Origin of the sequence: Streptomyces sp. NPDC097595 (assembly GCF_044761525.1) — a bacterium.
Lineage (GTDB): Bacteria > Actinomycetota > Actinomycetes > Streptomycetales > Streptomycetaceae > Streptomyces > Streptomyces drozdowiczii_A.
This window is the reverse complement of record NZ_JBIWCN010000019.1, coordinates 157,823-181,821: the sequence shown is the minus strand read 5'-3', so window position 1 is coordinate 181,821 and position 23,999 is coordinate 157,823. Positions and strand designations below refer to the sequence as shown.

Below are 23,999 nucleotides of genomic sequence, written 5' to 3'. Positions count from 1 at the left end.
CAGGCTCGAAAGAGGACTCAGCAGGAACGACGACCTCACTCACGCCTACCGTGAATGGCTCCAAGCCGCTTGACAGCAATAGGAGCATCAACGGCACGGAGCCCGCCGGAGCGGCCGGTCAGACGACCGGCTTCCGTGCCGTGCACAGGGCCCAGATGACGAAGGTGTCGATGGCCAGGGAGACCACCGCCCAGACCGGCTGGTAGGGGAGCCACATGAAGTTGGCGATCATGTTGAGCGCCGCGAGCCCCACACCGGCGCCGCGTGCCCAGGCTGAGCCCTTGAGGATGCCCCAGCCGACGATCGCGATGACGATGCCGAGGACGAGGTGGATCCAGCCCCAGGCCGTCACGTTGAACTTGAAGACGTAGTCGTTGATCCGTGCGTACACGTCGTCCGACGCGATGCCGGCGATGCCCTTGATCGCGTCGAGCACCCCGTCGACCATCAGCAGCACACCGGCGAACATGACCCCGCCGGACGCCCAGGGGTTCTCGTCGCCCGGGCGCGGGGCGGTGGGCGACGAGGACGAGGAGGGGGTGCCCGGCGGGGGCGCGGTCTGTGCCATGAGGACTCCAAGGGCGTGGAACGTACAGGTCAGACCGACCTTGCGCCGCCCTTCCCGGCACGGCTACGTGGAAACACCCGTACGGGTGACGCTTCCGGCCTCCGCCCCGTCCTCGCTCCCCGCCTCCTCCGCCGCACCGCGCGGCCGCCCCGACGTCCCCAGGACCACGAACACCGTGGCGACCAGGAGCACCGCCGCCGCGACCCGCAGCCCGTCGGACATCGCCGGGGCGAAGGCGGCGGCGTGGGCAGCCCCGGTGCCGCCGGCCCGGGAGGCCAGCACGGTGCCGACGACGGCGACACCGAGGGCCGCCCCGATCTCGCGCGCCGCCGTGTTGAGCCCGGAGCCGAGGCCGCTGCGGTGCGCGGGCAGCCCGGCGACGACGGCCGAGGTCAGCGCGGGCGCGCAGAGCCCCGTACCGGCGGAGATGACGAGGAGGTACACGGCGTACAGGGCGTACGGGGTACTGCCGTCGGCGGTCGAGACGAGGAGCAGCCCGAGGCCGATGAGCACGAGCCCGCCGCCCGCCACCGGGCGGATGCCGTACCGGTCCTGCCAGCGCGCCCCGAACTTCGGCATGACGGCCATCCCGACGGTGAGCGGCACAATCGCCACCCCGGCGAGGCCGACCGGGAAGCCCTTCACGTACTGGAGGTACTGGGAGTTGACGTAGAACAGCGCGAACAGCCCGAAGAAGGCGGTGGCGATGCCCAGCGTCCCGGCGCGCACCACCGGAGAGGCGAAGATCCGGGGGTCGAGCAGCGGTCGTGCGGCGCGCAGCCCGTGCACGGTGAACACAGTGAGCAGTACGGCTCCGAGGCCGAAGGCCGTCAGCACCCGCGCCGAGCCCCAGCCCTGCGGCGGGCCCTCGATGATCCCGTACACCAGGGCGGTGAGGGCGGCCACGAGCAGCAGCGAACCGAGCGGGTCGGGGGCGGAGTCGCTCCGTTCGGGGCTGCGGGGCGTGAGGCGGGCGACGACGAGGGCGAGCAGCGCGGCCAGCGGCACCATCGCCCAGAACAGGGCGCGCCAGGTGGCGAACTGTCCGGCGAGGCCGCCGCCGACGTTGCCCGCGAGGCCGCCGAGTCCGGCCGCGAGCGTCCAGGTGGCCAGCGCCTGGGACCTGCGGGCGGGCGGGGTGAGGGTGATCATGAGCGACATGGTCGCGGGCATGATCAGCGCGGCCCCGGCCCCGCACACCCCGCGTCCGGCGATGAGCACGGCGGGGACGGTGGCGAGCGCACTGGTGGCGGCGCCCGCCGCGAAGAGGGCGAGTCCGGTGAGGAGGGCACCCTTGCGGCCGAAGCGGTCGCCGAGCGCGCCGGCCGGGATCAGCAGCCCGGCGAAGACGATGACGTACGCGTCGACCGACCACAGCAGTTCGCTGGAGGAAGGGTGCAGGACGGAGGCGGCGAGCTGGGGGATCAGCAGGTTGACGGCGGCGACCATGCCCTGTGCGACGAGCACACAGGCGCAGAGCGCGTACCGGGCGGCCGGGGTAAGGCGCGGAGGCATCTGGGCATACGGGGACAACGCTCCTCCTGGGAGCCGTGGTGGATGGGATGTGCTTCCACCGTAGAGTTGGCGCGACTTGCTTTCCAATGCATCTTCGACAAGGGATGTATGCGTGTGACGCAATCCGGCCTTGACCTCAATCTTCTGGTCGCCCTGGACGTTCTCCTGGACGAATGCAGCGTCTCCGGGGCCGCCGCCCGGCTGCATCTGTCCGAGCCCGCGATGAGCCGCACCCTCGGCCGCATTCGCAAGGCGCTCGGCGATCCGGTGCTGGTGCGCGCCGGGCGCACGATGGTGCCCACCCCGCACGCCTTGGCCATCCACGGCGAGGTGCGCGCGGTCGTGGAGCGGGCGCGCGGGCTGTTCCTGTCGGGCGGCAAGGTGGATCTGCGCGCCCTGTCGCGGACCTTCACGGTGCTGGCCCAGGACACCCTGGCGGCGATCTCCGGCCCCGCGCTGTTCGCCCGGATCGCCCGCGAGGCGCCGGGCGTCCGGCTCCGCTTCCTGATGGAGAGCCATGTGGACGGCCCGTTCCTGCGCGAGGGCGCCGCCGACCTGGAGGTGGGGGTGCTCGACACGCGTTCCCCGGAGGTGCACCGCGAACACCTCTACACCGACCGGATGATGGGCGTGGTGCGCCCGGGCCACCCGCTCCTGGACGGGGAGATCACCCCGGACCGGTTCGCCGCCGCCGACCATGTGACGGTGTCCCGTCGCGGCCGGACAGCGGGCCCGGTGGACACCGCCCTCGCGGAACTCGGCCTGAGCAGGCGGGTGGTGGCCAGTGTGGGCACCCTGCCGTCGTCCCTGTTCATCCTGCTCAGCAGCGACCTGGTCGGTCTCACGTCCTCGCGGGCGCGTCCGCTGACGGAAACCCTGGGGCTGCGGACGTTCGAGATCCCCTTCCCGCTGCCGCCGCTCCCCTTCGGCATGGCCTGGCACCCGCGCCACGACGCCGATCCGGCCCACGCCTGGCTACGGGAGTGCTTCCGGCAGCTGGCCCGCGAGGAGGCGCCGGACGACGGCGACGGCGGCGGCGGCGGCGGCGGAAATCCGCTGTTCCCCGTCCCGCCGGGCGGCTAACCTCCCACCGACCGACGACCTGAGGATCGCCCGACGACCCGAGGGTTGACCGACGACCCGAGGAGGGGAAGTTGCCCGGTAGCCCTCGCACGCGCTGACGCCGTAGAACGACCCGTCATCGCGTGCTGCCTCCGAGCGCGGCACAGCGAGCCCTTCCCGCCGGACCGCCGACGCACACCTCTGGGTGCCCGGTGGCGGCGGAGCCTTGCCGTCCGCAGCCCGAAGGGGCCTCCGTGCATCCCGTTTCCCGTATCCCCTCCCCCGCCCTCCGGCGGGACTCCGACTTCCTGCGCCTGTGGGCCGGGCAGACCGCCTCCCAGTTCGGCGAGCAGGCGCTCCTGGTCGTCCTGCCGCTCGTCGCCGTCGTCACGCTGCACGCCGACGCGGGCGCGCTCGGCCTGCTGCGCGCGGTGGAGCAGGCGCCGATCCTGCTGCTGTCGCTGTTCGCCGGCGCGTGGGCGGACCGCCGCCGCACCCGTACGGTGATGGTCGCGGCGGACCTCGGCCGGGCGCTGGCCCTGGCGGCGGTGCCCCTGGCGTTGCTGTTCGGTGTGCTCGGGCTGCCGGTCCTGCTCGTGGTGGCCGCCCTGCTCGGGGTGGGGAGCGTGTTCTTCGACGTGGCGTACCAGGCGTCGTTGGTGCGGCTGGTGGACCGCGAGCTGCTGATGCGGGGCAACAGCGCGCTGGAGGGCAGCAGGTCGGCGGCGCGGATCGGCGGCCCGGCGCTGGGCGGGGCGCTGATGTCGGTGTTCTCGCCGCTGCTCGCGGTCGTCACCGGTGCGGGCTTCTTCGTGCTGTCGGCCCTGTCGATCGGCCGCATCCGCCGCCCGGAACGCGTGCCCGCGCCCGCCGGGGCCCCCGCGCCGGTCCTGCGGCGCATCCACGAAGGGCTCCGCTTCGTGGCCCGGCACCCGGCGCTGCGTGCGGTGGGGCTGGCGTCGGCCCTGTTCCAGTTCTCGCTGGCCGCGCTGATGACGGTCTATCTGCTGTTCCTGCCGCGCGAACTGGGCCTGTCCGGCGCCGAGGTGGGCCTGGCGCTCGCGGCGACCGGCCCGGGGGCGGTGCTGGGGTCGGTGCTCGCGGCGAGGCTGCCGGAGCGGCTGGGGTACGGCGTGGTGCTGGTGGGGTCGGCGGTGCTGGCGGACGGCGTGATGCTCGGCGTACCGGCGCTGCACGGCTCCGGGCCCCTGGTCCTGCCCGCGCTGATGGCCGTCAACTTGGTCTTCGGTACGTTCGGCCAGCTGGTCAACGTCACGGTGATGTCCGTACGGCAGGCGGTCACGCCGGTCCGCATCCAGGCGCGGGTGGTGGCGACGATCAACTTCGCGGGGATGGGCCTCACCCCCTTCGGCTCCCTGCTCGGCGGCTTCCTGGCGGGTACGTGGGGGCTGCGCCCGAGCCTCCTCGTCACGGCGGTCGCGCTCGCCCTCTCCCCGCTGTTCATGGCGCTCTCCCCCTTGGCCCGCCTGGGGAAGGCCCTTCCCGTCGCAGCTCAGGGCGGCCGCCCGTCGTAGCTCGCCCCGCTCGCGGCCGTCGCACCCTTCACGCCGGCCGCGACGGCCACCGACGCCCCGGGGTCCGGCCGGAGGGATTCAGGCGTCACCTCACCGCCGTCTGAGCAACCGCACATCGCGTACGCAGGCGTTGGCCACCCCGGCGGCGAGGATGACGGCCGAGCACACCAGGAGGATGTGCCCGCTGGACCAGTACGCGGACGCGGCCGCGACCAGGAGGTAGCCGACCGGGATGGCGATCTGCTCCCCCAACGAGTTGAAGGCGTTGAGGCGCCCCAACTCCTCGTCGGGGACCTGCTGTTGCATGACGGTGGACCAGGCGACGATGGCCACGTCCATCCCCGCCCCGGCGACGAAGGCCGCCCCCAGCACCCAGACCAGCGGCAGCCCGAGCCCCATCGCGGCCAACGGCAGGAAGAGTCCGGAACTCGTCACCACGGCGACCAGCACGAGCCGCTGCGGCTTCCACAGCAGACAGACGAACGTCCCCGCGAGCAGCCCCGCCGCGAAGGCCCCCTGCACCAGCCCCCAGGAGCCGGCGCCCGCATAGCTGCGGTCCGCCACGAGCGGCCCGAGCAGCTGATACCCGGCCAGCCAGGCGGCCACGACCGCCGTACCGGACAGCGTGAAACTCCAGAGCCAGACCCGGGACCTGAACCCGGCCCACCCGACCCGCAGATCGGCCACGATCCCAGCGCCCCGACCACTGGCGGACACCGCCCCCGGCCCCCCGGCGGACACCGCCCCCGCGAGCCGCAGCCCCGCCAGCAGCAGCGCGGCCACGACGAAGGTCACGGCGTCCCACCCGAGCGCCCAGGCCGGCCCGGTCAGCGCGACGACGAACCCGCCGACGACGGGACCGACGACCTTGACCGCGTTCCGGGGCACCCGGACCAGCGCGTTGGCCTGCTGAAGCCGCTCCGGCGGTACGAGCCGGGGCACGACCCCCTGGGCCGCCGGCGTGGTGAACGCGGCCGCCGCCCCCGAGGCGCACGCACACAGGCTGATCGCGGCGGTGGTCGCCGCCCCGGTCGCGACGAGCACGGCCACGACCGCCTGCGCGGCCCCCGCGACGAGGTTGCCGAGGAAGAGGATCCGGCTGCGCGAGACCCGGTCCGCCAGCACCCCGCCGACGAGCAGGAGGACCAGCGCCGGCACGGTGTTGGCGGTCAGCACGATCCCGAGCGACCGCGCTCCCCCGCCCTGCTCGATCACGGCGAACGCCAACGCCACGGGGGCCATCGCGGACCCGGTCGCGGAGACCAGATGGGCGAGCAGGAACCGCCGGAAAGCGGGCAACCGCAGCGGCGAAGCGCCCTGGTCGTCGGTGGTCGTCAGTCCAGCACGCGCGTCAGTCATCCCGGCAGGGTAGGGGCGGCACGCCGGAAAGGCATCCGGTTTCGGACGCGCCCTACCGCCGCCCGTGATCGGGGTCCGCGTCCAGGCCGGGCAGCTCCTCGTGCCCCTCCGAGTAGTGGTTGACCCACCCGCAGAGCGCACACGCGTACCGCCCGGCCAGACCGTGCACCTCGGTGCCACACCGCGCGCAGTCGGTGCGGGTGATCTCGGGAATCGTCGGTTCGGGCTCGCTGGTCACCTGGGGACTGTACCGAGTGGAGCGCTCTCCGCGGAGTCCGCGTACGGACTGATCATGGTGTCGAAGTACACCTCGGGCGGACCCTCCAGGAAGGTCGACAGGTTGTCGAGGAAGGCACGCAGCGCGGGCAGGGCGTTGTGCCGGTCCAGGTCCTCCCGCGAGCGCCACACCTCGTACAGGAAGAACCGCCCGTCCTCCTGCTCATGGAGGTGGTAGGCCAGGTTGCCGGGTTCGCTCCGGGTGGGCCCGACGAGGGCGGACAGCGTACGCCGGACCTCGTCGGCGCATTCCGGACGTGGCCGCAGAAAACCGTAAAGGGCAAGGGAGTTGGCGATCTGTTGTGTCATGCCCCCACGCTAGAATCTGACACCGATGTGAGGTTCAAGAGCCCGCGGGCCCCGGAGCGTGTGAGGTGCGCCACATGAGGATCGGTGATCTGGCTGCGGAGACCGACACCTCGGTCCGGCTGCTGCGGTATTACGAGGAGCAGGGCCTCCTCGCCTCGCACCGCCTCGCGGGCGGTCACCGCCGCTACGACGCCGACGCCCCCGCCGTGGTCCGCCGCATCCGCTCCCTGCTGGACGCGAGTCTGCCAACCCGGACGATCCGCGACCTGCTCCCGTGCGTACGGCAGGACGGCACGGTGGCCCTGTGCAAGCTGGACACCCTGGAACAGCACCTCCAAGGCCTGGACGACCGCATCTCCGCACTCCAGGAAACCCGCTCGTCCCTGTCCGTCCTGGTCACGGCAGCCCGGGCGGAGGAGGCGTGACGGGCACGCCCTAAGGTGTGCCCGTGATCTTCAAGAGGAAGCAGGGGGCCGCGCGCCTCACCGCCGCCGTGTCCGACCTGGAAGAGGCGGTGGGCGCCCGCGACGGCGACCGCACCGGGGGCGCCTTCGACGCCGTGATGAACAGCGCGCAGTCGGCGTCGGACGCCGAGTGCGTCGACGCGGGACCCCGCCTCGCGGCCCTGCTCCCCGCCTTCCCGCCGACCGGCCCGCGCCCGATGCTCGCGATGGCGGCCGGCTACTGCGTGGAGCGCGGCGCCGACCCACTGGCCTGCGCGGAACCGATCCTGGACGGCGTCCGCCGGGACCTGCTGGACGCGGCGGAGTTCGCGCGCCGCTGGAAGGCGACGGGTGGCGAACTCCCGGTCCCGGACGAGGAGTCGATCGACGACGTGTTCCTGGCCCGGCTGGGGGACGACACGTACGAGGCGACCCGCCTGGCCCTCGCCTGGTGCGCCCTGGAGCAGTGGCAGCCTCCCGCCCTCGCGGTGCTGTGCCGCAGCACGGAGGTACGCCGCCGGCACGCTTCGGACCTCCTCCCGCTCTGCCGCGCGGTGGAGGCCCTGGATCGGCACGACCTCAAGTGCCTGTCGTACGCCCTGGCGGTGCTCGACGACGAACCCGTGATCGCGCTCCACCGCCCGACCGGGACGGCCTTCGAGATACGTATCGCCGGCATCGGCGACAACTTCCAGCTCCACACCCTGCTCGCCCATGTCCTGGTGGGCGGCGGCCACGTCCCCGGCACGGCCCCCTCCCCGGAGAGCGTGCGCCTGGCGACGAGCCCCGAGCCCGCCGAGAGCGAATCGGACGCGGTGGCGACCGGCTGCTTCGAACTCCTCGCCCCGGACGGCACCCGCATCTGGAACGAGGGTTTGCCGGACGACATCCCGGTGGTGGACGACCGGCGCCTGCTGGTCCTGGACGACCCGTCCTACTCACGCACCTGGAACGCCGACCGCTTCTTCCCGCACCTGCCGGGCCAGGCGGAGCTCATCCGCGTACTGCCGCCGAACGAGACGGAGACGTGGTACGCCCACACGTCACCGTCGGCCTGAGGGCCTCCGGCCCACTCCCCCCAGCACCAACGGCAGCGCGAACGGCGGGACATACCCCTCCGCCGGTTCATCGGCCGCATAGCCGAATGTCGCACGTGCCCACTTGCGCGCATCGTCGCGAGACCGCACCGTTCACCTACTACTGCTCGTCGTTTCGGCGCTGATCAGGGAGGGGCGGCACTTCGTGGGCTCAGCAAGCGAGTGGGCACGTACGACATTCAGTGACGCGGCCGATGAACTGTCGGACTTGATTCCGGCCTGCCTCCTACGAGCCCACACCAGGGCGCGCAGCGGACACGAGGGCGTGCACACCCAGACCCTGGAGGCGTACGGCCACGGCCTGTATGCCGCACAGTACGAGGAACTGGCCGCTGGCCTGGCCCACTTGGCGGACGCCTCCGCCGTACGCCTCCAAGGCCGCACCGTGGTCATCGTCTCGGGCCACGTCATCTACCCGATCCGCTACGCGAAGAAGGACGTCCCGGTCACGGCGGCCCGCCTGCGCCGAGCGACGGGCTTCCGTGCGGAACTCATCCGCCGCCACGGCCCGGAGCCGAGGCAACAGATGCTCGACCTGGGCCTGGACGAACTCGAAGAGCCCGAAGCCCACCCCGACCTCGCACTCCTCCCGGAAGACATCCGGCTGGTCCTGGTCGCCTACGCCTGCTCGATGCACGAAGGCGTGATGCGTGCCGAATGGGGCTCGGCAGAGCTACGCCGCGAGGACCGCTACCTGATCTGGCACCGCCACGAACCCCTCCCACTCGCCGCCCCCGCCGCCTGAGGCGCGCGCCACACGGCAGTGCCTGCAACGGCAGTGCACCTCAACAACTGACATCAGCCCCAACGGGATTGGCTCGAAGGGCTCCCCGCAGCACTGCATCTGCCAGTCATCGACCCAGATCGTCAGCGTCATCCGGCCATTGTGCGCCCGTGCGGTCCGGGTCAGCGCAGCCCGAACCGTTCGGCCCAGGCGGCCACATCGGCGGTGGTCGCGTTGCCGCCGCAGACGACCAGGCCGAGCCTGGCGCCGTCCCCGACGCGCTCCAGCACCTGGCGTGCCGCGGGCAGCAGGCATCCGGCGGCGGGCTCGGCCCAGACCTTCGCGTGGTCGGCCAGGTCGAGGGTCCCCTGCACGGCCTCGGCATCGGTCACGGTGAGGACGTCGGTGACCATGGCCGATACGTGTTCGTACGTGAGCGGTGAGGCGCTCGGGGCGCTCAACGTCGAGACGATCGAAGACAGTTCGACCGGCACCGGCCCTCCGGCGGCCAGGGCCTCCGACATGGCCCGCGCGCCCTCGGTCTCGACGCCCCAGATCCGTACACCCGGACGGCGCGCGTGCAGCGCGGCCGCGACACCGGCGATCAACCCGCCGCCACCGATGCTGACGAGTACGTCGGTGAGCTCGCCGGCATCCTCCGCGAACTCCAGCCCGACCGTGCCCTGGCCCGCGACGACGACGGGGTCGTCGAAGGGGTGGACCAACGTAAGCCCCGACTCACGGAGTTCGCCCACGAGGGCGAAGGCGCCGCCCATGGTGTCGGCGAGGATGACACTCGCCCCGGCGGCCTCGGCGATCTCCACGGAGCGGCCGGGCGCGGACCGGGGCATGACGACGGTCGCCTTGATGTCCAGCGCACCGGCCATCTCCGCGACCGCGATGCCGTGATTGCCGCCGCTCACGGCGACGACCCCCGCGGCACGCTCGGCCGCACTGAGCGCAAGCAGCTTCGCCGTAGCGCCCCGCGCCTTGAAGGATCCGGTGCGCTGAAGCAGTTCCAGCTTCGTGGTGACCGGCGCACCAAGGAACGCGGAGAGCCCGGGGCTGGCCACGGTCGGCGTCCGCACCACATAAGCGGCAATCCGCTCAGCCTCGGCTTCCACATCCGCGACGGTGATCAGCACATTCCCCTCCACACTCAGTAGGTCGACAGGAGCAACCTACCGACTCTCGGTGAGACCACCGTGTCGAAGGTATGCGAGATGATCACATCATGAGTGAGATCGTTTTGATGTCGGACCCGAAGGTCGCCGCCATTCCCGTCTCGGAGTGCGGGGAACGCCTGGTGGACGTGCGCACCACCGGTTCGCTGCTGGTCGACGCACGCAAGCAGGACCCGGCGAACTCCTTCGCCTACCTGCGCGAAGGCGTACTGGAGCGGCTGCTCAAGGCCCAGGCGGGGCTTCCCCAAGACCTGCGGCTGCTGTTCGTCGAGGGATACCGGCCCCCTTCCCTTCAGCGGGAGTACTTCGAGGAGTACGCGAGCCAACTGCGGGCTGTCCACCCGGAATGGTCCGCCCAGCAGATCCATTCGGCAGCGAGCCGGTACGTGTCACCGCCCGACATCGCCCCGCACAGCGCCGGCGCGGCCGTCGACCTCACCCTGGCCGACGCCGCTGGTAACGAACTGGACCTGGGCACAAGGATGAACGCAGACCCGGAGGAGAGCGAGGGCGCCTGCTACACCCACGCCGCCAACATCAGCGAGGAGGCCCGTGCCAACCGGCGGCTCCTGGGCTCCGCACTGGCGGCGGCCGGGCTGGTGAACTACCCCACGGAATGGTGGCACTGGTCCTACGGCGACCGCTACTGGGCCCTGACCACGGGAAATTCCACCGCCTGCTACGGCCCGAAGGAGATCACCCGACTCGGGTAACCGACCGGCCTGGCCTGGCCTCACCCGTCCGACGGGTCACGCAGCGTGTCTCAGCCCCGGCAGATCCTCTTCCCACTACGGCGATGTCGGGTGTCGGGCGTTCCTGTTGCCTCAGCAGAGGTAGGTGTGCAGAGCCCGAATCGGTCTCAGAGCGGCCCACGTGTGCTTTCGGATGACGAGCTGTGATTCATGGTCGTGCCTCTCGTCTCTCGGATGGGTGACGCATGGGCCGCCTCGACCGCTGTCCTGGCAAGGAAGGAACGGTCGAGGCGGAGTGAATCCCAACGGGTAGATCAGCGCGTCGGGTACGTGCGCGGGTGCGTCGGGGAGCGGCGGCACAGCAACTTGCACAGGACGACTGTGCGGCCGGCAGTACTGGCTCCGTCGATCGGGTACCGCAGCGCCGACTCCTCGGTGAGCGCGCGACCGCAGTTGGCGCACCTCATGCTCGTACCTTCCGCCATGCACGCCCAAGACGTACGGCTGTGGCACATGCCGTGCCGACGCGGCAGGCAGCGCAGGTGAAGGTGTGGCCGAGCCACGTCTTGTACGCCTGGTCCGTGGTGGCACGGGCGGCGGCGGTCATGAGGCGATGCCGTTGGTGCAGCGCGGGCACTCGCAAGGCGCCATGGCCGACGACCAGATCGGCTCCGCCACCGGCACGACCTGCTCCGTCTCGCGCAACACCTTCCGGGCCCCGGTGGCGCGGTCCACCTCGTACACCTTGATCGTCATCACCGGGGGATCCTCCCGCCGCGGTCGCCGAAGAATGGGGCCCACGGGCCACTCCCTCCACTACGCTGAGTTGTCTGGGCGTTACTGCACTCCAGACGTTAGGCAGCGCAGACCGCCGCTTGAACTGACCGTGGGTACGGGTACCCGACCGCGGCCGGCCATCAAGGGGGACACGATGAAAGCTGGCCCACAGACCGCCCTGACCCACAGTCGGGGAACGGCACCGCGCAGCCGCAGCGGCGTCATCTCCGGCTACGTATTCCGCCTGATCCGCGAGCAGTTGGGGCACACCCAGGACACTCTCGCCGAACGGCTCCGCATTTCTGCCGACACGGTCGCCGGATGGGAGTCCGGGCGTCGGCCCCTGACTGCCGTACCGGTCGGACAGATGCTCGTGTACCGCCACCAGCTCCTGCATCTGGGCAGCGTGCCTGCTCTGCTGCAAGCTCTGGAAAGAGCCATGGAGGCGGACGTCCTTCTGGCGAGCACCCTCGACGAGGAGAGTCCTGCCGGTACCAGCCCCATCGGCGCATGGGTGATGCAACGAGACCTGGTCGAAGTACTGTCCTGGCCGCTGAACGGCGAGACCCCCACCCCGCTCAGGGATCTGCCCGACCCGCCCCGACCTCGCCGCGGCCCTGTGCCACGCGGACCCGAACTCCCCGCTGACGACCGTCGTCGCTTCTTTTCCCGTATGCGCCGAACCGCCGAACAGGCGCGAGGCGACGACGACTTCCTGCTCCGCCGCCAAGCCCTCTATCTGGCCGGTTACGACGACGCACCGGACACCTCCGCATGGCTGGCCCGGCAGCAACGCATGGAGCGCCCGGACGGGTGGCTCACCGGCTGGCTCAACTCCCGCTCCGTTGCCGCCGTCGCCGCCAGGCAGGGCGACCGTGATCGCATGGAGTACTTCATCCGGACGAGCCTCACAGACAACGACGCGGGTGAGGCGGCAAACCTCAACTACTGGGCGTACTGGCTCGGCGAGGCTCCACACCTCCAACTGTCCGACGACTTCATTGCCGAAACGAACCCTGGCCCATGGCCGGGCGACAAGCTCATGCGTCACCTAGTGCGAGGCATGACCCCGAGCCAGGGCTTCTTCGACCTGAACGTCCACACCCTGTGGGCCCTGCTCTCTGTCCGCGCCAACCTGCTTCGCCCAGGAAGCGCGACTATCAATGAGCTACGCGCAGCGCTCCCCGTGATGTTGGATGACCGAGAGCTCTCGGCGCAGGCACGCCGGGAGCTCGAAGGAATCCGGTACGCGATCCGCCTTGCCGAGGCGTGAGAGGAGACGGGCATGACTGACGATCTGTCCGCAGTGGGGCGCTTCCTGTTCGAGGCCGGGACGCTGAAGCACACCCGCCGAACCGGCTGGTGGATGGCAGGCGTCAAAGACCCGGAGAGCGTGGCCGAGCACTCGTGGCGCACCTCGCTGATCGCCTCGCTCATCGCCAAGCTCGAAGGCGCCGACCCGGCCAAGGCCGCGCTTCTCGCCGTATGGCATGACACCCAGGAGACCCGTACCGGCGACGTGAACTACGTAGGGAAGAAGTACGCCCCGGCCGGCGACCCACAAGCAGTCACCGCCGACCAGACGACGGGGATGCCCGAAGCCCTGGCGTCAGCGATCCAAGATGTCGTCGCCGAGTACGAAGCCAAGGAATCACCGGAGGCCATCTGCGCCCGCGATGCCGACAAGCTGGAGTGCCTGCTCCAAGGCATTGAGTACAAGGCCCAGGGCTACGAGAACGCCCAACGCTGGATCGACAACAGCCGAGCCCGCCTCGTCACCAAAACCGGCCAGCGCCTCGCCGCCGAACTCCTGGACCAGGACTCACTGGATTGGCTCCGCACAGCCCTCGGCGAACCGAAGTCTTGACCCATGGCGTAGCAGAGCACCACTCCAGTGTCCGACCAAATACTCTGCGCCAGAGGGGGCATTGAGGTGGGACGGCAGTCGAAGGGAGCGCGTCCATAGCCGAGCAAGCAGCCTGCCCCCACCACGCGAGGTCGATGGGGGCCGAGATGCGCCAGGCTGATGAAGCCGCGACAGCAGATTCCAGCCCAGGCCAATGCTGGTGCCACGCCGAACGCAGACGGCCTCGAACCGCCGACAACTGCTTTGTAAGTTCGGCCGACCAGCGGCAAGACCACAGCTCTGCGCCTTCTGCGCCGACACCGGGCGCCGCCACGACCATCCGTGGTCTGCCGTCGTGCGGCAACGTTGCCGTCAACTGTTGCCGTCACCACCGAGCCCGCTGGCTGGGTCAACCTTTGACCGGAGACGGTTCGTCAGCGGACACGGGTCCTGACGTTCTACGCAATCTAGGTTCTTGTATTAGAACCCGGCGCCCTACACAGACCCGATGCACCCTTGGAGGGCGCCTGCATCATTGTGCCCACATGGCCAATCAATTGCCCTCTCCCTCTTGACATAAACTTGGGCGATCGACTGACCGCAGGTCGCATAGTGGACGCGCTCCCAAAGATCGATAACAAATGAAGCGAAATTCTCCACTTCCATTCTCGACATTGACTCGGCCCAAGTCGAGTAGTGCGCACCGTAAATATTGCGCAGGGCGTAGATCTCATTTACCTTCCTGGCCGCCTCCTTCAAGCCCTCAGGTAGTGCGGACTTATTGATTCCCTTAAAAACTCCAGGCCAGAGGTCTTCAAGAGTGTAGCGGTCACCCGGTGCACGAGGAACTGATACGCGCATCGCCATAGACAGCCTGTTTGCCAACTCCTCCAGCGATCTCCCAGCATAAGCACAGAGTGACTCAGGGGCGGACTTAAGCAACATCTCCTTTAGCTGTGAGACTGTGGACAAAGATGTGTCAGTTAGCACCGGACCATATTCGGCGGACCAACTAGAAATCTCGACGGTCTTGATCGGGAAGTTGCGCTTTCTAGCCTTCTCTTCCACCAATCGCGCCCACAGGCGATCGTGCACCGTTATTACCAACTGCCAGTCCTTGAATCTTTTCTCAAAAATGAAGTCAAGGATGGAGTTCCGGTGGACCGCGTCAACGCTTTGCCACACATCGTCCAGAATCACAAAACGACTCTGACCTCGCTTCGCACATTCAAGAGTGACACCCAACATGATTAGCAGAGCGAGGAGATCTAGCGCACCTTCACTCAGGACCTGCACCGGGTCCACCTTCCTCCCAGAAGGGAGGATGCAGAAGATGTCGAGGCCATCCCCTTGCTTCGAAGTGGAGACTTGCACTCTCTTGATATGCGCAAGCCCAGAAATCTCAGAAAAATCATCCGAGACTTGACTCGTGATATTTCTCAGAAGTTCCGGGATGTCAGCAGAGAGGACGGGGGGCGCCAGGTCGCCAGATCCAGCTTGCCGCTTCTGAGAAGCGATGTGCTGCCTGATTTTGGCGGTCAGCTTGATTTGCGTTTCAAGCTCGTCTAGCGCAGCCTGAATTCGCTTCTGCGTCCGCATTCTGCGGCGCTCCCGCTCAGGCTGTCGGGGAAATTCCTTATTCCGCCAGCGCTGAAACCCGATAAGGGTTCGAGTGCGGATTCCCGATACAGGAATTTTCGCCGCAACTGCGAGCCCGATCTGCGCCTCCAGCAGATCCGCTCGCACGTCCCTCAACTCTTGCTGATTCCGCTCGATATCCAGGGCGATATACCCGGCATGAGATGCACTGTCCCGCAGATAGTCAAAGAAGAACCGCATTCTTTCCCCAGGCGCTAGTTTCCAAAAAACTTCGATGTCCGAACGACTGAGAACGATAGGACACAGCGCGTACCCAGGAGCGAAGTCGCCTAGCCTTTCACCGAATGCCGATTCTAGATTATCCTGCCCTCCAGAAAACTGTTTCTGCCCTCGAAAAAATTTCTTCCCATTGTCTAGCTCGACACTTACCAGAGGGGCCTTACCTGGAAGCAACAAGTTCCGCGCCTCCCGACGCTCCTTAACACCAGCGTTACCTCTCCTACTGATTCTCCCCCGCAAGCAAAACTCAAAAGCGTCAGCCAAAGAAGATTTTCCGGAGCCGTTGTCTCCGAGAATCAACACCGAGACCGGCTTTCCCTGGCTGGATGTCAGACTCAGATCCACTCTCGTCGAGATGCCCCGAAAGTTTCGCAATGTAAGATTCTTAATTTTAGACACCATGCACTCCCCCCTAGTTCACAGTTCGCCAATAGATCACATGCTAATGCCAACTGGAGCCTTGCCAACAGCCAGTAGGTGAGAGCTGGCAGCAAGCAACTCTGGGTACGGCTCTGCCATCCGCGCTGCAGCCATCGCAGAGGCGATCAGGTCATCCGTGGGCCCGTCACCCGGCTGTTGTTCAGCCGCCTTGACGAGGGACCACGCAGGTCCCTCGATACCGAAGACCTGCACATCCTGGAGACCTGCGGCGACCAGCTCCGTCACGAGCTCTTCGGCTCGGTGGAAGTACGACAGGTGAATCCCCGCACGCCGTCGTAAACAGCCGTCTCCAAGATCTCGGTGACGGACGCCTGGATTCGTTCCGTGTGCAGGTGAGCGTACGTAACATGCTCGAAGAGCGACGCATAGCGGTTGATCGCGGCGGCAGCGAACAGTCCGCCGGGCTTGGCGACACGAGAAGCTTCCGCCAGCGCCTGTTGCCTGTCAGCGGGGTCGGGCAAGTGGTAGAGCGGCCCGAGGAGCTGCACGGCGTCGAAGCTGTCGTCTGGCTCGCACAGGGCACGCGCGTCCCCTACGACCGCTGGGCAGACCGCCGACGCGGCCTCAACGTGACGGGGCACCGGGTCTACCAGAGCGACGTCGTAGCCGTCCTTCACCAGCCACTCAGCGTGAATCCCGGTCCCCCGGCGTCGAAGTCGACGTCACCCTGCCCTCGGGGGTGGCGACGAACGAGGTACACAACCGGCGTCGGAAGCTCGCCGAGAACCTTGCCCGTCACGAGCACGAGGTGTTCATCACGATCCCGCAGGCCGCCCGCACCGTCCGGCTCTGGATCGCCGACAGCGGCGCCCTGGACCAGCCCATCGGGCCGTCCCCGCTGGTCACCGACGACACCCTGACCGCCGACTACGCCAAGGGAAAAGCCCCCTGGGGTCAGGATCTGCGCGGGGACGCCGCAGCGCTGAGCCTGTATCAGCGCCACCTCCTCATCGCGGGCCTGTCCAACCAGGGCAAGACCGCCGCTCTGCGCGCCCTCGCGTTGTGGCTGGCGCTGGACAAGTCGGTGGAGTACCGGATCGCGGATCTGTAGGGGCCGGGGACTGGGCCATGTTCGACGGCCTGGCCACGGTCCTGATCCAGGGGCCGACCGATGACCATGTCGTCCAGGCCACCGAGATGGTGGAGAGCGGCGTCACGGAGATGGAGCGCCGTCTCCAGGCCCCGGCCGGCACTGTGTTCCCGCCGCTGGTCCTGCTCGTGGACGACGACCTGAACGACGACGTCATCGAAGGTGACCTACTCGCGCAAACCGTCCTCAAGCACGCCGAGGACATCACCCCCGGCAGTGAGCAGCGGATGACGTCCACCGAGTGGCTGCACCACCTCAGCCGCCTCTACAGCGGCGACGGACTCCGCCCCCTGCCCAAGGGGTGGCCGACCACCGGCAAGGTGCTCTCCGACCGGCTCAAGCGCCTTCAGCCCACCCTCGCCGCCCGGGGCGTCCTCATCGACTCCGGACGCACCCGGGAGGGCCGCTACCTCGAAATGGCCCGGCCGGCCGCTGCGCCGCCCGAGTACGAGCAGCCGGAGATGAACTGACCGCACCGCCGCTTCGCTGGACAAGCAAGAAGAGCACGCCCGCCCGGGTGCTCTTCTTGCTGTTCGGCGGAACGCCGCCCAAAGGTCGCGCCGCGAAGCGGCCCCTCATTCAAGCCCTGAGAGCCACCGCCACCACTACAGAACCCCTTCCCTTTTCCTAAGTAGGGAAGCTCTGCGTCACAGCGTCACGCGGACGGCAAAAACACCCCCTGGCCTGCGGCTAAGGGCGTGACGCAGACGGCAAAGCTCTGCGTCACCTGCATCACGCCGTGACGCACCCCGTGACGCACCGATGACGCACACCCACACCCCCGCGTCACACAAAACAGCAGGTCAGCAGCCCGCGTGACGCTCGTGACGCTGTGACGCAGAAATCCGCACCTAGGACAGATGCGCCTATGGCCGCCGCCACCCCCTTCTTGGAGCCGCAGTGAGTTCCGCCCTGCCCACCACGCATCAAGCCCTCACCGTTCCCGAGGTCATGGAGGCCCTGCGCCTCAGCCGCTTCAAGGTCTACGACCTCATCCGCTCCCGCGAACTAAAGAGCATCACGATCGGCCGCTGCCGCAGGGTGCCCGCCGAAGCTCTCCGCACCTACATGGAAACCCAGTTGGAGGAAGCCACCTAATGGCAAGCAAGAGGAACCCGAACGGCGCCGGCAGCATCTGGCAGCGCAAGGACGGGCGATACGAAGCCCGCGTCTACGTCCCCCAGCCCGACGGCACCCGAAAGCGCAAGACCGTCTACGGCGGCACCTGGGATGAGTGCGACACCAAGAGGCAGGAACTGGTCCTGCGTGACCGTCAGGGCATCCCGACTCCCACCCGATCCGCCAAGCTCTCCGAGTGGCTGCCGTACTGGCTGGAGGAGTTCGTCAAGGACGACCGCAAGAAGACGACGTACGCCAAGTACGAGACGCATGTGCGCCGATACCTGATCCCGCATATCGGCTCCAAACGGCTGGAGACCCTCGGTGCGGCCGACGTACGCCGCATGCTCACAGCCGTGACGGCACAGGCGTCAGCTGCGACAGCCAAGGAGTCCCACCGCGTTCTCCGCAGTGCTCTTACGGCCGCATGCCGCGAGGAGCTGATCAGCAGAAACGTGGTCAAGCTCGTTCCTGCACCTCGGGTTCAATCGCGGGAACTGAAGCCGTGGGACCTGAAAGAGACGACGACCTTCCTGGAGGCCGCGAGGAAGGACCCGCTGTACGCGGCGTTCGTGCTCGCCGTGGCTTTGGGGCTGCGGCGAGGAGAAATCCTCGGGCTCCGCTGGTCGGACATCGACCTGGAGCGCCGCACGCTCACCGTGCGGAACCAAATCCAGCGGGTGCAGAAGGAGCTGTACGCAGACTCCACGAAGAACCGCCGCACGCGCGCCATCCCCGTACCGCTCATGTGCGTGGCGCCGCTGCGCTGGCAGCGTCTCCGTCAAACCGCGCAGCGCCACGACGCGGGGCATGCCTGGCGCGACAGCGACTACGTGTTCACGACCAGGACCGGGCGAACGATCGAGCCGAGGAATCTCAGCCGGTCGTTCGAACGCATCACTGAGAACGCCGGACTGCGCCGCATCCGCCTACACGACGCTCGGCATGGATGCGCCACGCTCCTGTTCGCCGCCGGTGTGCCGGCGCGCGTCGTGATGGAGATCCTGGGCCACTCGCAGATCGCCGTCACGATGAACATCTACACCCACGTCTCTGACGACAACCGACGGGAGGCGATGGGTCACATGGACCGGCTGCTGCGGCGGCGCCGACCGGAGTGAGGAACTACCTCAACGCCCTCGCAGCAGCTCACTGCGAGGGCGTTTCCCCTGGCCGCAGGACATAGAACTGCTCGCGGCTAGTGCCCACAGCTGGGCGAATCAGGGAAAGGTCGCCAACTGGCTAGCCGTGGTGACACAATGCCGCCATGGCTGAGATCAAGCAATTGGAAGAACGGCAGATCCGAGACTACGTAAGCTCCCAAACGCTTTCAGAATCCGGAGACAAAGTCACCGTCGTACAAAAAGTTGGTCGCCGTAGAGTGACGCGCGAAAATTATGACCTTTTCGACGTTCGGATGGCGAGCGGTAAACGCTGGTGGGTCATTACAAACATGACCAACCTCTACCCGCAAGACGAATTCAAAAGCCTAGATCAGGCTTTCACCTACCACCTCGGCCTCAACGCAGTTCTTCGCGAACAGTTCGCGGTACAGCCGGACGAAGAGCAAGTAGAGACCATCGGGAAGCCCTGGCGCCGCTACGCTGGAGCCGTTGAAGCCCTCGCTACCGCCGAGGAGGCGGAAGACTTCCAGGCGGTAGGAATCAGATGCCGTGAGTCACTACTGGCTCTGGTGCGAGACAACATCGAAGCACCTTGGGTTAGAATCCACGAAGAAAAGCCGCAAGTAGCTAACGCCAAAGCATGGTTTACCATCTTCGCTAATAGCCTCAGCACTAATAGCAAGCCCCGCGCATATTTCAAGTCTCTCGGCGAGCGGACTTGGGATCTCACCGTATGGCTGCAGCACTACGTCGACGCCTCGGAAATTGATGCAGAGATCGTGCTGGGAGCAACACGCGAAGTACTCCGCACTTTCTCCCTGTTGCAGGTCGATTACAGTCAGCCAGCAGAGCAGCGCTGCCCCAAGTGTGACTCATATCAGATCGTCAAAGAAAGCAGTGAGGTAATCGAGAAGGAGGGCGCCTTCGGCACGCTGCTACATGACGAATGTGCGTCCTGCGGCTGGAGGTCCGCGCAGTCGTTTGACGAGTGGCCTCGGGAACGACTGCAGAGGCTGATCGACTACAAGACTGGTGCGTGGAGCCCTCCCCGGAAAACGATGGAAGACCTTGAAGTCCGCAACGCGGATGAGGCGCCGTCATAGAGAAGGCCGACGAGCGGCTTCAAGCTGGGGCGCGGGACGAGGGGTCGCACCTCCGTACGCTGATGGCGAGGCGGACGGTGGGTGGATCCGCCTGATGCAGAGGTTACTGCTCGCCCCCAGAACGACCCTGGCGTCGAACTGCCGTCACCAACTGCCGTCAACGCCCCCGCAGCGGCTCGCTGCGGGGGCGTTGTGGCTGGTGGGCGCGGACGGTTTCGAACCGCCGACATCTGCTTTGTAAGAGCAGCGCTCTACCCCTGAGCTACGCACCCGTGGATGAAGGAACAGGGTACATGGCTCGCGGGGCGTGTCGACAATCGGTTCGGGTGGGCTTACGGGGGATAGCCCCACCCCGGAGACGGTAGCCGTCCGGATCGTCCGGGTGGGGCGGTGCTGCCTACCGTAGGGGCACATCGCAGCGCCGGCCCAGGGGGACCTGATCACCATGACCATCCGTAATCGCAGCGCGTTCGTGGCCGTCGGGGGCACCGTTCTACTCGTGGCGGCGCTCGCCGGGTGCGGGAGCACGGACGCGGAGGACGCGCCCGCCGAGCACAAGTCGTTCGCGTTCGGGGGGAAGGCCCTCACCATCGAAGCGGAGAACTCCGTGGTGGACGTCGTCCCGGCCGACGTGGACGAGGTCCAGGTGACCCGGCGGGTCGACGGGTGGGTCGTCCTCGGGAGCGGGCCGGACCCCGTCTGGAAGCTGGAGGGGGACACGCTCACCCTCCGCGTGAAGTGCAAGGCGATGATCAGCAACTGCGAGGCGCGCCACACGGTGAAGGTGCCTCGTGGGCTCGCGCTGACCGTGGACGCGGACAACGGGAAGGTCACCGCGTCCAAGTTCACCACCCCCCTCAAGCTGTACTCCGACAACGGCGGCGTCGTCGTCCGGGACTCCAGCGGGCCCCTCGACCTGAAGAGCGACAACGGGTCCGTACGCGCCGAGCGGATCTCCTCGCGGTCCGTGGTGGCCCGGTCGGACAACGGGTCCGTGGATCTCGATCTCACCCGGGTCCCCGACCTCGTGGACACCGTCAGCGACAACGGGCGCATCGCCATCGACCTGCCCGCCGGCAAGACCTCGTACGCCGTTTCCGCGTCGGCCGACAACGGGCACGTCGACGTGAAGGTGCCCCGCAGTGACAGCAGCCAGCACGTGGTGAAGGCCCACAGCGACAACGGCGGGGTCGCCGTCCGGCACGCCGGCTGAGAGATCGGCGCGGTCGTCGCGCCCGCCGTGAACTAACCGGCACCTGTGTTCGTCCCTACTGGTGGGAGAATGTATCCGGCAGGGGCGGAACGGCACGGGAGAGGCATGTGACGGCGACAGACGCGCAGCCGCAGGCGGGAATCGCCGGAGCGGTCCGGGAGCGGAGTCGGCGTCGTGCGGTGGGGGCGGATCCGGGCGCCCGGCCCGTTCCCGGCCCAGGTGAGCGGCACGCCGCTGACCCGAGTGAGCCGCGCTCCCCGGACCCCCATGAGCGGCGCACCCCCGCCCCGCGCGCCACCGGCCTGCGTGACCTGTGCCTTCTCGTCCTCGCGCCCCTCCCCCTCCTCGCCGTCGCCCTCCCCCTCGCCGTCACCGGCGGCGGGACCCGGCGGTGGTTCGGTGGGCGCGGTGAGGGGCAGCGGGCCGAAGCCCAGGCGGCGAAGGACGCCGCCGCCGAGGCGTTCTACGAGCTGGACACCGCCCAGCGCGACCTCAAGATCTCCATCGAGACCATCACCGCGGTCGACAGTTCGCCGGCCGCCCGCAAGGCCGTGGACGACTTCGCCGCGCTCGGCCGGCGCATCGACGAGGCGAGTCACGCGTACATCACCGCCGTCGACGCCCATGACCTCGACCGCGACGATCTCGAACCGTCCGTCGCGGCCCGGGCCCGGGCCGAGCTGACCTCCGCGAAGGAGCAGCTGATACGGGTCAAGGGGGAGCTCGACCGGTTCGGCGCCGGGCTCGGGCCGCTCCTCGGGAGCGCCGAGACGCAGCTCGCCCGGCTCGCCCCCGCCGTCGAGCGCGCGCGACAAGCGCTCCTCGGCGCGAGCAATGCTCTCGATTCGGTGCGGGCGTCCGGGCTGCGGGCGGACGATCTCGCCGCCCGCCTCGCCGCCCTCGCCCCCGAGCTGACCAAGCTCAACCAGGGCGCCGGGCGCCACGGCGTGCCCGAGACGCTGCAACGCGCCGACCGCGTGCTGCGCGACGCCGAAGCCGTACGGGCCGAGGCCGAGAAGCTGCCCGAGCGCGCCGCCGAGATCGACCGCCGGCTGGTCACCCTGCGCACCCGCGCCCAGGCACTGACCACCCGGTCCGCATCCGTCGAGCCCGTCCTCAGCGAGCTGCGGCGCCGGTTCTCCGCCGCCTGCTGGCAGGACCTCCAGCCCGTGCCGGAGCAGGCCGCGGTCAATGTGCGCCGGGCCGAGGAGAAGCTGAAGGAGGCGGCCCAGGCCCGTGACGAGCAGCGCTGGGCCGACGCCACGTCCCGGCTGAGCACCGTGCGGGCCCTGCTCAACACCACCGACGAGGCGGTGTCCGCCGCCGGTGACCGTCTGCGCCGGCTCGACGACGTCGCCAAGGACCCGCAGCAGGAGATCCAGCGCACCCGGTTCGCCATCCGCGACGCCCAGCGCCTCGCGATGGCCGGGCGCCAGACGCCCGAGCCGCGGCACGCCCGGCCGCTGGACGACGCGGTGGCCCGCCTGGACCAGGCGGTCACGGCCCTGGAGAACCGCCACCCCGACTATTGGCACTTCCTCACCGTGACGGAGGGCCTGCGCCGGATCGCCGCCGATGTCGTCGCCGACATCCGCGAGGAACGCGGCGCCGGGAGTCACTGACGCCGTCCGCCTCGGACGGTCCTGGGTCGCTCGCACTGTGGACAGCCCGGGGCCCGGCGCCGATAACCTGGCGTCATGCCTCGTTACGAGTACCGCTGCCGCTCCTGCGGAGACACCTTCGAGCTCAGCCGCCCCATGGCCGAGTCGTCCGCTCCCGCCTCCTGCCCCGCCGGGCACGAGGACACCGTGAAGCTGCTCTCGACCGTCGCCGTCGGCGGCACGGCAGGCGGCTCCCGCCCCGCGCCCTCTACGGGAGGCGGGGGCGGCGGCTGCTGCGGCGGCGGAGGCTGCTGCGGCTGAACCAGCACCGCCGGACGCGCCGACGCCCGGGAGCCCCGCCGCCCCCGGGCGGCTACCGCTTGCGCGACAGCGTCAGCCCGTCCGACACCGTCAGCAGTACGCTGTCCATCCGCGCGTCCGCCGAGACGTGGTCGTTGAACTCCTGGATGGCCTTCGCCGCGCCCGTCGCGTCCGAGTCCGTCACGCGGCCGTGGAACAGCACGTTGTCCGTGGTGATGACCCCGCCCGGGCGCAGCCTCGGCACCAGTTCCTCCCAGTACGCGATGTAGTTGCCCTTGTCCGCGTCCAGGTAGGCGAAGTCGATGTGGGGCTCCTCCGGCATCGCGCGCAGGGTGTCCAGGGCGGGGGCGATGCGCAGGTCGATGCGGTCGGCGACGCCCGCCTTCCGCCACGCCTCGCGGCCGTACGCCGTCCACTCCTCCGAGACGTCGCAGGCGATCAGCCGGCCGTCCGCCGGAAGCGCCTGGGCCATCGCGAGGGCGGAGAAGCCGGTGAAGGTGCCGACCTCCACGATGTGCCGGGCGCCGGTCAGCCGGACGAGGAAGGCGAGCAGCGGGCCCTGCTCCTCGGCCGACTGCATGCCCGCGTGCTCGGGCAGCCGCGCGTAGGTCGTCTCGACCAGTTCGCGCTGTACGGCGTCCAGGGGCGGGTTGTGCGCCAGCATGTACGCGTACAGCTCATCGGTGATCTTGGTGGAGTTTCCCTTGGTCATCGCACAACTC

The 23,999-nt window shown here is 68.6% G+C and carries 24 protein-coding genes, 1 tRNA gene and 2 pseudogenes; 15 read left to right on the top strand and 12 right to left on the bottom strand.

Features of this window, described 5'->3' with window-relative positions; translation table 11 throughout:
* Window positions 1–118 precede the first annotated feature (118 nt).
* Together ACIQZN_RS27060 and ACIQZN_RS27055 are read right to left on the bottom strand one after the other, a co-directional pair.
* Window positions 119–568 carry a hypothetical protein gene (locus tag ACIQZN_RS27060; RefSeq protein ID WP_403998929.1) on the bottom strand — a complete coding sequence of 150 codons (450 nt, stop codon included), beginning with the start codon at window positions 566–568 and terminating at the stop codon, window positions 119–121.
* A gap of 63 nt (window positions 569–631) precedes the next feature.
* On the bottom strand, window positions 632–2,101 hold the full coding sequence (locus ACIQZN_RS27055; RefSeq protein ID WP_403998926.1) for an MFS transporter: 1,470 nt from the start codon (window positions 2,099–2,101) through the stop codon (window positions 632–634).
* A 90-nt stretch (window positions 2,102–2,191) separates the two neighbouring features.
* Here ACIQZN_RS27055 and ACIQZN_RS27050 point away from each other — a divergent pair, with 90 nt between their 5' ends.
* A complete protein-coding gene (locus ACIQZN_RS27050; RefSeq protein ID WP_403998923.1) occupies window positions 2,192–3,166 on the top strand; it encodes a LysR family transcriptional regulator in 975 nt (324 codons plus the stop codon).
* 233 nt (window positions 3,167–3,399) lie between these two features.
* Window positions 3,400–4,680, top strand: coding sequence for an MFS transporter (locus ACIQZN_RS27045; protein ID WP_403998920.1), 1,281 nt, complete (start codon window positions 3,400–3,402; stop codon window positions 4,678–4,680).
* A gap of 90 nt (window positions 4,681–4,770) precedes the next feature.
* On the opposite strand, the gene ACIQZN_RS27040 is transcribed toward ACIQZN_RS27045, so the two are convergent.
* From ACIQZN_RS27040 to ACIQZN_RS27030, 3 genes are read right to left on the bottom strand one after another with little or no spacing between them, the layout of a single operon-like run.
* Window positions 4,771–6,039: an MFS transporter gene (locus ACIQZN_RS27040; RefSeq protein WP_403998917.1), complete on the bottom strand. Its 1,269-nt coding sequence runs from the start codon at window positions 6,037–6,039 to the stop codon at window positions 4,771–4,773.
* A 52-nt stretch (window positions 6,040–6,091) separates the two neighbouring features.
* Entirely contained in the window at window positions 6,092–6,277 is a 186-nt protein-coding gene (locus ACIQZN_RS27035) for a hypothetical protein (RefSeq protein ID WP_143615837.1), read from the bottom strand.
* Window positions 6,274–6,624, bottom strand: coding sequence for a putative quinol monooxygenase (locus ACIQZN_RS27030; RefSeq protein ID WP_403998914.1), 351 nt, complete (start codon window positions 6,622–6,624; stop codon window positions 6,274–6,276). Before ACIQZN_RS27030 ends, ACIQZN_RS27035 begins: the two co-directional genes overlap by 4 nt.
* Window positions 6,625–6,698: 74 nt before the next feature.
* Here ACIQZN_RS27030 and ACIQZN_RS27025 point away from each other — a divergent pair, with 74 nt between their 5' ends.
* The 3 genes from ACIQZN_RS27025 (at window position 6,699) to ACIQZN_RS27015 (ending at window position 8,909) form a co-directional block, all read left to right on the top strand.
* On the top strand, window positions 6,699–7,049 hold the full coding sequence (locus ACIQZN_RS27025; RefSeq protein ID WP_403998911.1) for a MerR family transcriptional regulator: 351 nt from the start codon (window positions 6,699–6,701) through the stop codon (window positions 7,047–7,049).
* A gap of 23 nt (window positions 7,050–7,072) precedes the next feature.
* The gene (locus ACIQZN_RS27020) at window positions 7,073–8,125 is read left to right on the top strand and encodes a hypothetical protein (RefSeq protein ID WP_403998909.1); all 1,053 of its coding nucleotides are present in this window, start codon (window positions 7,073–7,075) and stop codon (window positions 8,123–8,125) included.
* A 304-nt stretch (window positions 8,126–8,429) separates the two neighbouring features.
* On the top strand, window positions 8,430–8,909 hold the full coding sequence (locus ACIQZN_RS27015; protein WP_403998906.1) for a hypothetical protein: 480 nt from the start codon (window positions 8,430–8,432) through the stop codon (window positions 8,907–8,909).
* Here ACIQZN_RS27015 and ACIQZN_RS27010 read toward each other — a convergent pair.
* A complete protein-coding gene (locus ACIQZN_RS27010) occupies window positions 8,838–9,041 on the bottom strand; it encodes a DUF6578 domain-containing protein (protein ID WP_403998903.1) in 204 nt (67 codons plus the stop codon). The two genes, ACIQZN_RS27015 and ACIQZN_RS27010, sit on opposite strands and share 72 nt — an antisense overlap.
* A gap of 29 nt (window positions 9,042–9,070) precedes the next feature.
* Complete coding sequence (locus tag ACIQZN_RS27005) at window positions 9,071–10,045, bottom strand: threonine/serine dehydratase (RefSeq protein ID WP_403998900.1); 975 nt, start codon at window positions 10,043–10,045, stop codon at window positions 9,071–9,073.
* A 77-nt stretch (window positions 10,046–10,122) separates the two neighbouring features.
* Between ACIQZN_RS27005 and ACIQZN_RS27000 the strand changes: the two genes are divergently transcribed.
* Entirely contained in the window at window positions 10,123–10,785 is a 663-nt protein-coding gene (locus ACIQZN_RS27000) for a M15 family metallopeptidase (protein WP_403998897.1), read from the top strand.
* A 582-nt stretch (window positions 10,786–11,367) separates the two neighbouring features.
* On the opposite strand, the gene ACIQZN_RS26995 is transcribed toward ACIQZN_RS27000, so the two are convergent.
* A complete protein-coding gene (locus ACIQZN_RS26995) occupies window positions 11,368–11,520 on the bottom strand; it encodes a hypothetical protein (RefSeq protein WP_403998895.1) in 153 nt (50 codons plus the stop codon).
* Between the two features lie 175 nt (window positions 11,521–11,695).
* On the opposite strand from ACIQZN_RS26995, the gene ACIQZN_RS26990 reads away from it, so the two are divergent.
* The gene (locus ACIQZN_RS26990) at window positions 11,696–12,814 is read left to right on the top strand and encodes a helix-turn-helix domain-containing protein (RefSeq protein ID WP_403998892.1); all 1,119 of its coding nucleotides are present in this window, start codon (window positions 11,696–11,698) and stop codon (window positions 12,812–12,814) included.
* 12 nt (window positions 12,815–12,826) lie between these two features.
* Window positions 12,827–13,408, top strand: coding sequence for an HD family hydrolase (locus ACIQZN_RS26985; protein WP_403998889.1), 582 nt, complete (start codon window positions 12,827–12,829; stop codon window positions 13,406–13,408).
* Window positions 13,409–13,882: 474 nt separating this feature from the next.
* Here the strand turns inward: ACIQZN_RS26985 and ACIQZN_RS26980 are convergent, their stop codons facing one another.
* Together ACIQZN_RS26980 and ACIQZN_RS26975 are read right to left on the bottom strand one after the other, a co-directional pair.
* Window positions 13,883–15,667, bottom strand: a complete 1,785-nt coding sequence (locus ACIQZN_RS26980; protein WP_403998886.1) for an AAA family ATPase — start codon at window positions 15,665–15,667, stop codon at window positions 13,883–13,885.
* 33 nt (window positions 15,668–15,700) lie between these two features.
* Window positions 15,701–16,350: pseudogene (locus tag ACIQZN_RS26975) on the bottom strand (class I SAM-dependent methyltransferase); the annotation flags it as partial.
* A 2-nt stretch (window positions 16,351–16,352) separates the two neighbouring features.
* Here ACIQZN_RS26975 and ACIQZN_RS26970 point away from each other — a divergent pair.
* From ACIQZN_RS26970 to ACIQZN_RS26955, 4 genes and pseudogenes are all read left to right on the top strand, one after another.
* Window positions 16,353–17,266 (top strand): annotated as a pseudogene (locus ACIQZN_RS26970) (hypothetical protein); the annotation flags it as partial.
* Window positions 17,267–17,696: 430 nt separating this feature from the next.
* The gene (locus tag ACIQZN_RS26965; protein WP_403998883.1) at window positions 17,697–17,894 is read left to right on the top strand and encodes a helix-turn-helix domain-containing protein; all 198 of its coding nucleotides are present in this window, start codon (window positions 17,697–17,699) and stop codon (window positions 17,892–17,894) included.
* On the top strand, window positions 17,894–19,036 hold the full coding sequence (locus ACIQZN_RS26960) for a tyrosine-type recombinase/integrase (RefSeq protein ID WP_403998880.1): 1,143 nt from the start codon (window positions 17,894–17,896) through the stop codon (window positions 19,034–19,036). The genes ACIQZN_RS26965 and ACIQZN_RS26960 overlap by 1 nt, the downstream gene beginning before the upstream one ends.
* A gap of 146 nt (window positions 19,037–19,182) precedes the next feature.
* Entirely contained in the window at window positions 19,183–20,142 is a 960-nt protein-coding gene (locus ACIQZN_RS26955; RefSeq protein WP_403998877.1) for a hypothetical protein, read from the top strand.
* Window positions 20,143–20,339: 197 nt separating this feature from the next.
* Here ACIQZN_RS26955 and ACIQZN_RS26950 read toward each other — a convergent pair.
* Window positions 20,340–20,414: transfer RNA gene (locus tag ACIQZN_RS26950), tRNA-Val, on the bottom strand.
* Between the two features lie 173 nt (window positions 20,415–20,587).
* Between ACIQZN_RS26950 and ACIQZN_RS26945 the strand changes: the two genes are divergently transcribed.
* From ACIQZN_RS26945 to ACIQZN_RS26935, 3 genes are all read left to right on the top strand, one after another.
* Window positions 20,588–21,355: a DUF4097 family beta strand repeat-containing protein gene (locus ACIQZN_RS26945; protein ID WP_403998874.1), complete on the top strand. Its 768-nt coding sequence runs from the start codon at window positions 20,588–20,590 to the stop codon at window positions 21,353–21,355.
* Window positions 21,356–21,462: 107 nt separating this feature from the next.
* On the top strand, window positions 21,463–22,977 hold the full coding sequence (locus ACIQZN_RS26940) for a hypothetical protein (RefSeq protein WP_403998871.1): 1,515 nt from the start codon (window positions 21,463–21,465) through the stop codon (window positions 22,975–22,977).
* Between the two features lie 75 nt (window positions 22,978–23,052).
* Window positions 23,053–23,277 (top strand): zinc ribbon domain-containing protein, encoded by a 225-nt coding sequence (locus ACIQZN_RS26935; protein ID WP_403998868.1) that lies wholly within the window; start codon window positions 23,053–23,055, stop codon window positions 23,275–23,277.
* A 52-nt stretch (window positions 23,278–23,329) separates the two neighbouring features.
* Here the strand turns inward: ACIQZN_RS26935 and ACIQZN_RS26930 are convergent, their stop codons facing one another.
* Window positions 23,330–23,989: an O-methyltransferase gene (locus ACIQZN_RS26930; RefSeq protein WP_403998865.1), complete on the bottom strand. Its 660-nt coding sequence runs from the start codon at window positions 23,987–23,989 to the stop codon at window positions 23,330–23,332.
* Window positions 23,990–23,999: the final 10 nt, after the last annotated feature.

What these genes read in the sequence shown, in the direction of transcription:
- ACIQZN_RS27060 (WP_403998929.1), bottom strand. Translation starts at nt 568, where the DNA reads ATGGCACAGACCGCGCCCCCGCCGGGCACCCCCTCCTCGTCCTCGTCG.
- ACIQZN_RS27050 (WP_403998923.1), top strand. Translation starts at nt 2,192, where the DNA reads ATGCGTGTGACGCAATCCGGCCTTGACCTCAATCTTCTGGTCGCCCTG.
- ACIQZN_RS27040 (WP_403998917.1), bottom strand. Translation starts at nt 6,039, where the DNA reads ATGACTGACGCGCGTGCTGGACTGACGACCACCGACGACCAGGGCGCT.
- ACIQZN_RS27030 (WP_403998914.1), bottom strand. Translation starts at nt 6,624, where the DNA reads ATGACACAACAGATCGCCAACTCCCTTGCCCTTTACGGTTTTCTGCGG.
- ACIQZN_RS27025 (WP_403998911.1), top strand. Translation starts at nt 6,699, where the DNA reads ATGAGGATCGGTGATCTGGCTGCGGAGACCGACACCTCGGTCCGGCTG.
- ACIQZN_RS27010 (WP_403998903.1), bottom strand. Translation starts at nt 9,041, where the DNA reads ATGACGCTGACGATCTGGGTCGATGACTGGCAGATGCAGTGCTGCGGG.
- ACIQZN_RS27000 (WP_403998897.1), top strand. Translation starts at nt 10,123, where the DNA reads ATGAGTGAGATCGTTTTGATGTCGGACCCGAAGGTCGCCGCCATTCCC.
- ACIQZN_RS26995 (WP_403998895.1), bottom strand. Translation starts at nt 11,520, where the DNA reads ATGACGATCAAGGTGTACGAGGTGGACCGCGCCACCGGGGCCCGGAAG.
- ACIQZN_RS26990 (WP_403998892.1), top strand. Translation starts at nt 11,696, where the DNA reads ATGAAAGCTGGCCCACAGACCGCCCTGACCCACAGTCGGGGAACGGCA.
- ACIQZN_RS26985 (WP_403998889.1), top strand. Translation starts at nt 12,827, where the DNA reads ATGACTGACGATCTGTCCGCAGTGGGGCGCTTCCTGTTCGAGGCCGGG.
- ACIQZN_RS26980 (WP_403998886.1), bottom strand. Translation starts at nt 15,667, where the DNA reads ATGGTGTCTAAAATTAAGAATCTTACATTGCGAAACTTTCGGGGCATC.
- ACIQZN_RS26960 (WP_403998880.1), top strand. Translation starts at nt 17,894, where the DNA reads ATGGCAAGCAAGAGGAACCCGAACGGCGCCGGCAGCATCTGGCAGCGC.
- ACIQZN_RS26955 (WP_403998877.1), top strand. Translation starts at nt 19,183, where the DNA reads ATGGCTGAGATCAAGCAATTGGAAGAACGGCAGATCCGAGACTACGTA.
- ACIQZN_RS26945 (WP_403998874.1), top strand. Translation starts at nt 20,588, where the DNA reads ATGACCATCCGTAATCGCAGCGCGTTCGTGGCCGTCGGGGGCACCGTT.
- ACIQZN_RS26935 (WP_403998868.1), top strand. Translation starts at nt 23,053, where the DNA reads ATGCCTCGTTACGAGTACCGCTGCCGCTCCTGCGGAGACACCTTCGAG.
- ACIQZN_RS26930 (WP_403998865.1), bottom strand. Translation starts at nt 23,989, where the DNA reads ATGACCAAGGGAAACTCCACCAAGATCACCGATGAGCTGTACGCGTAC.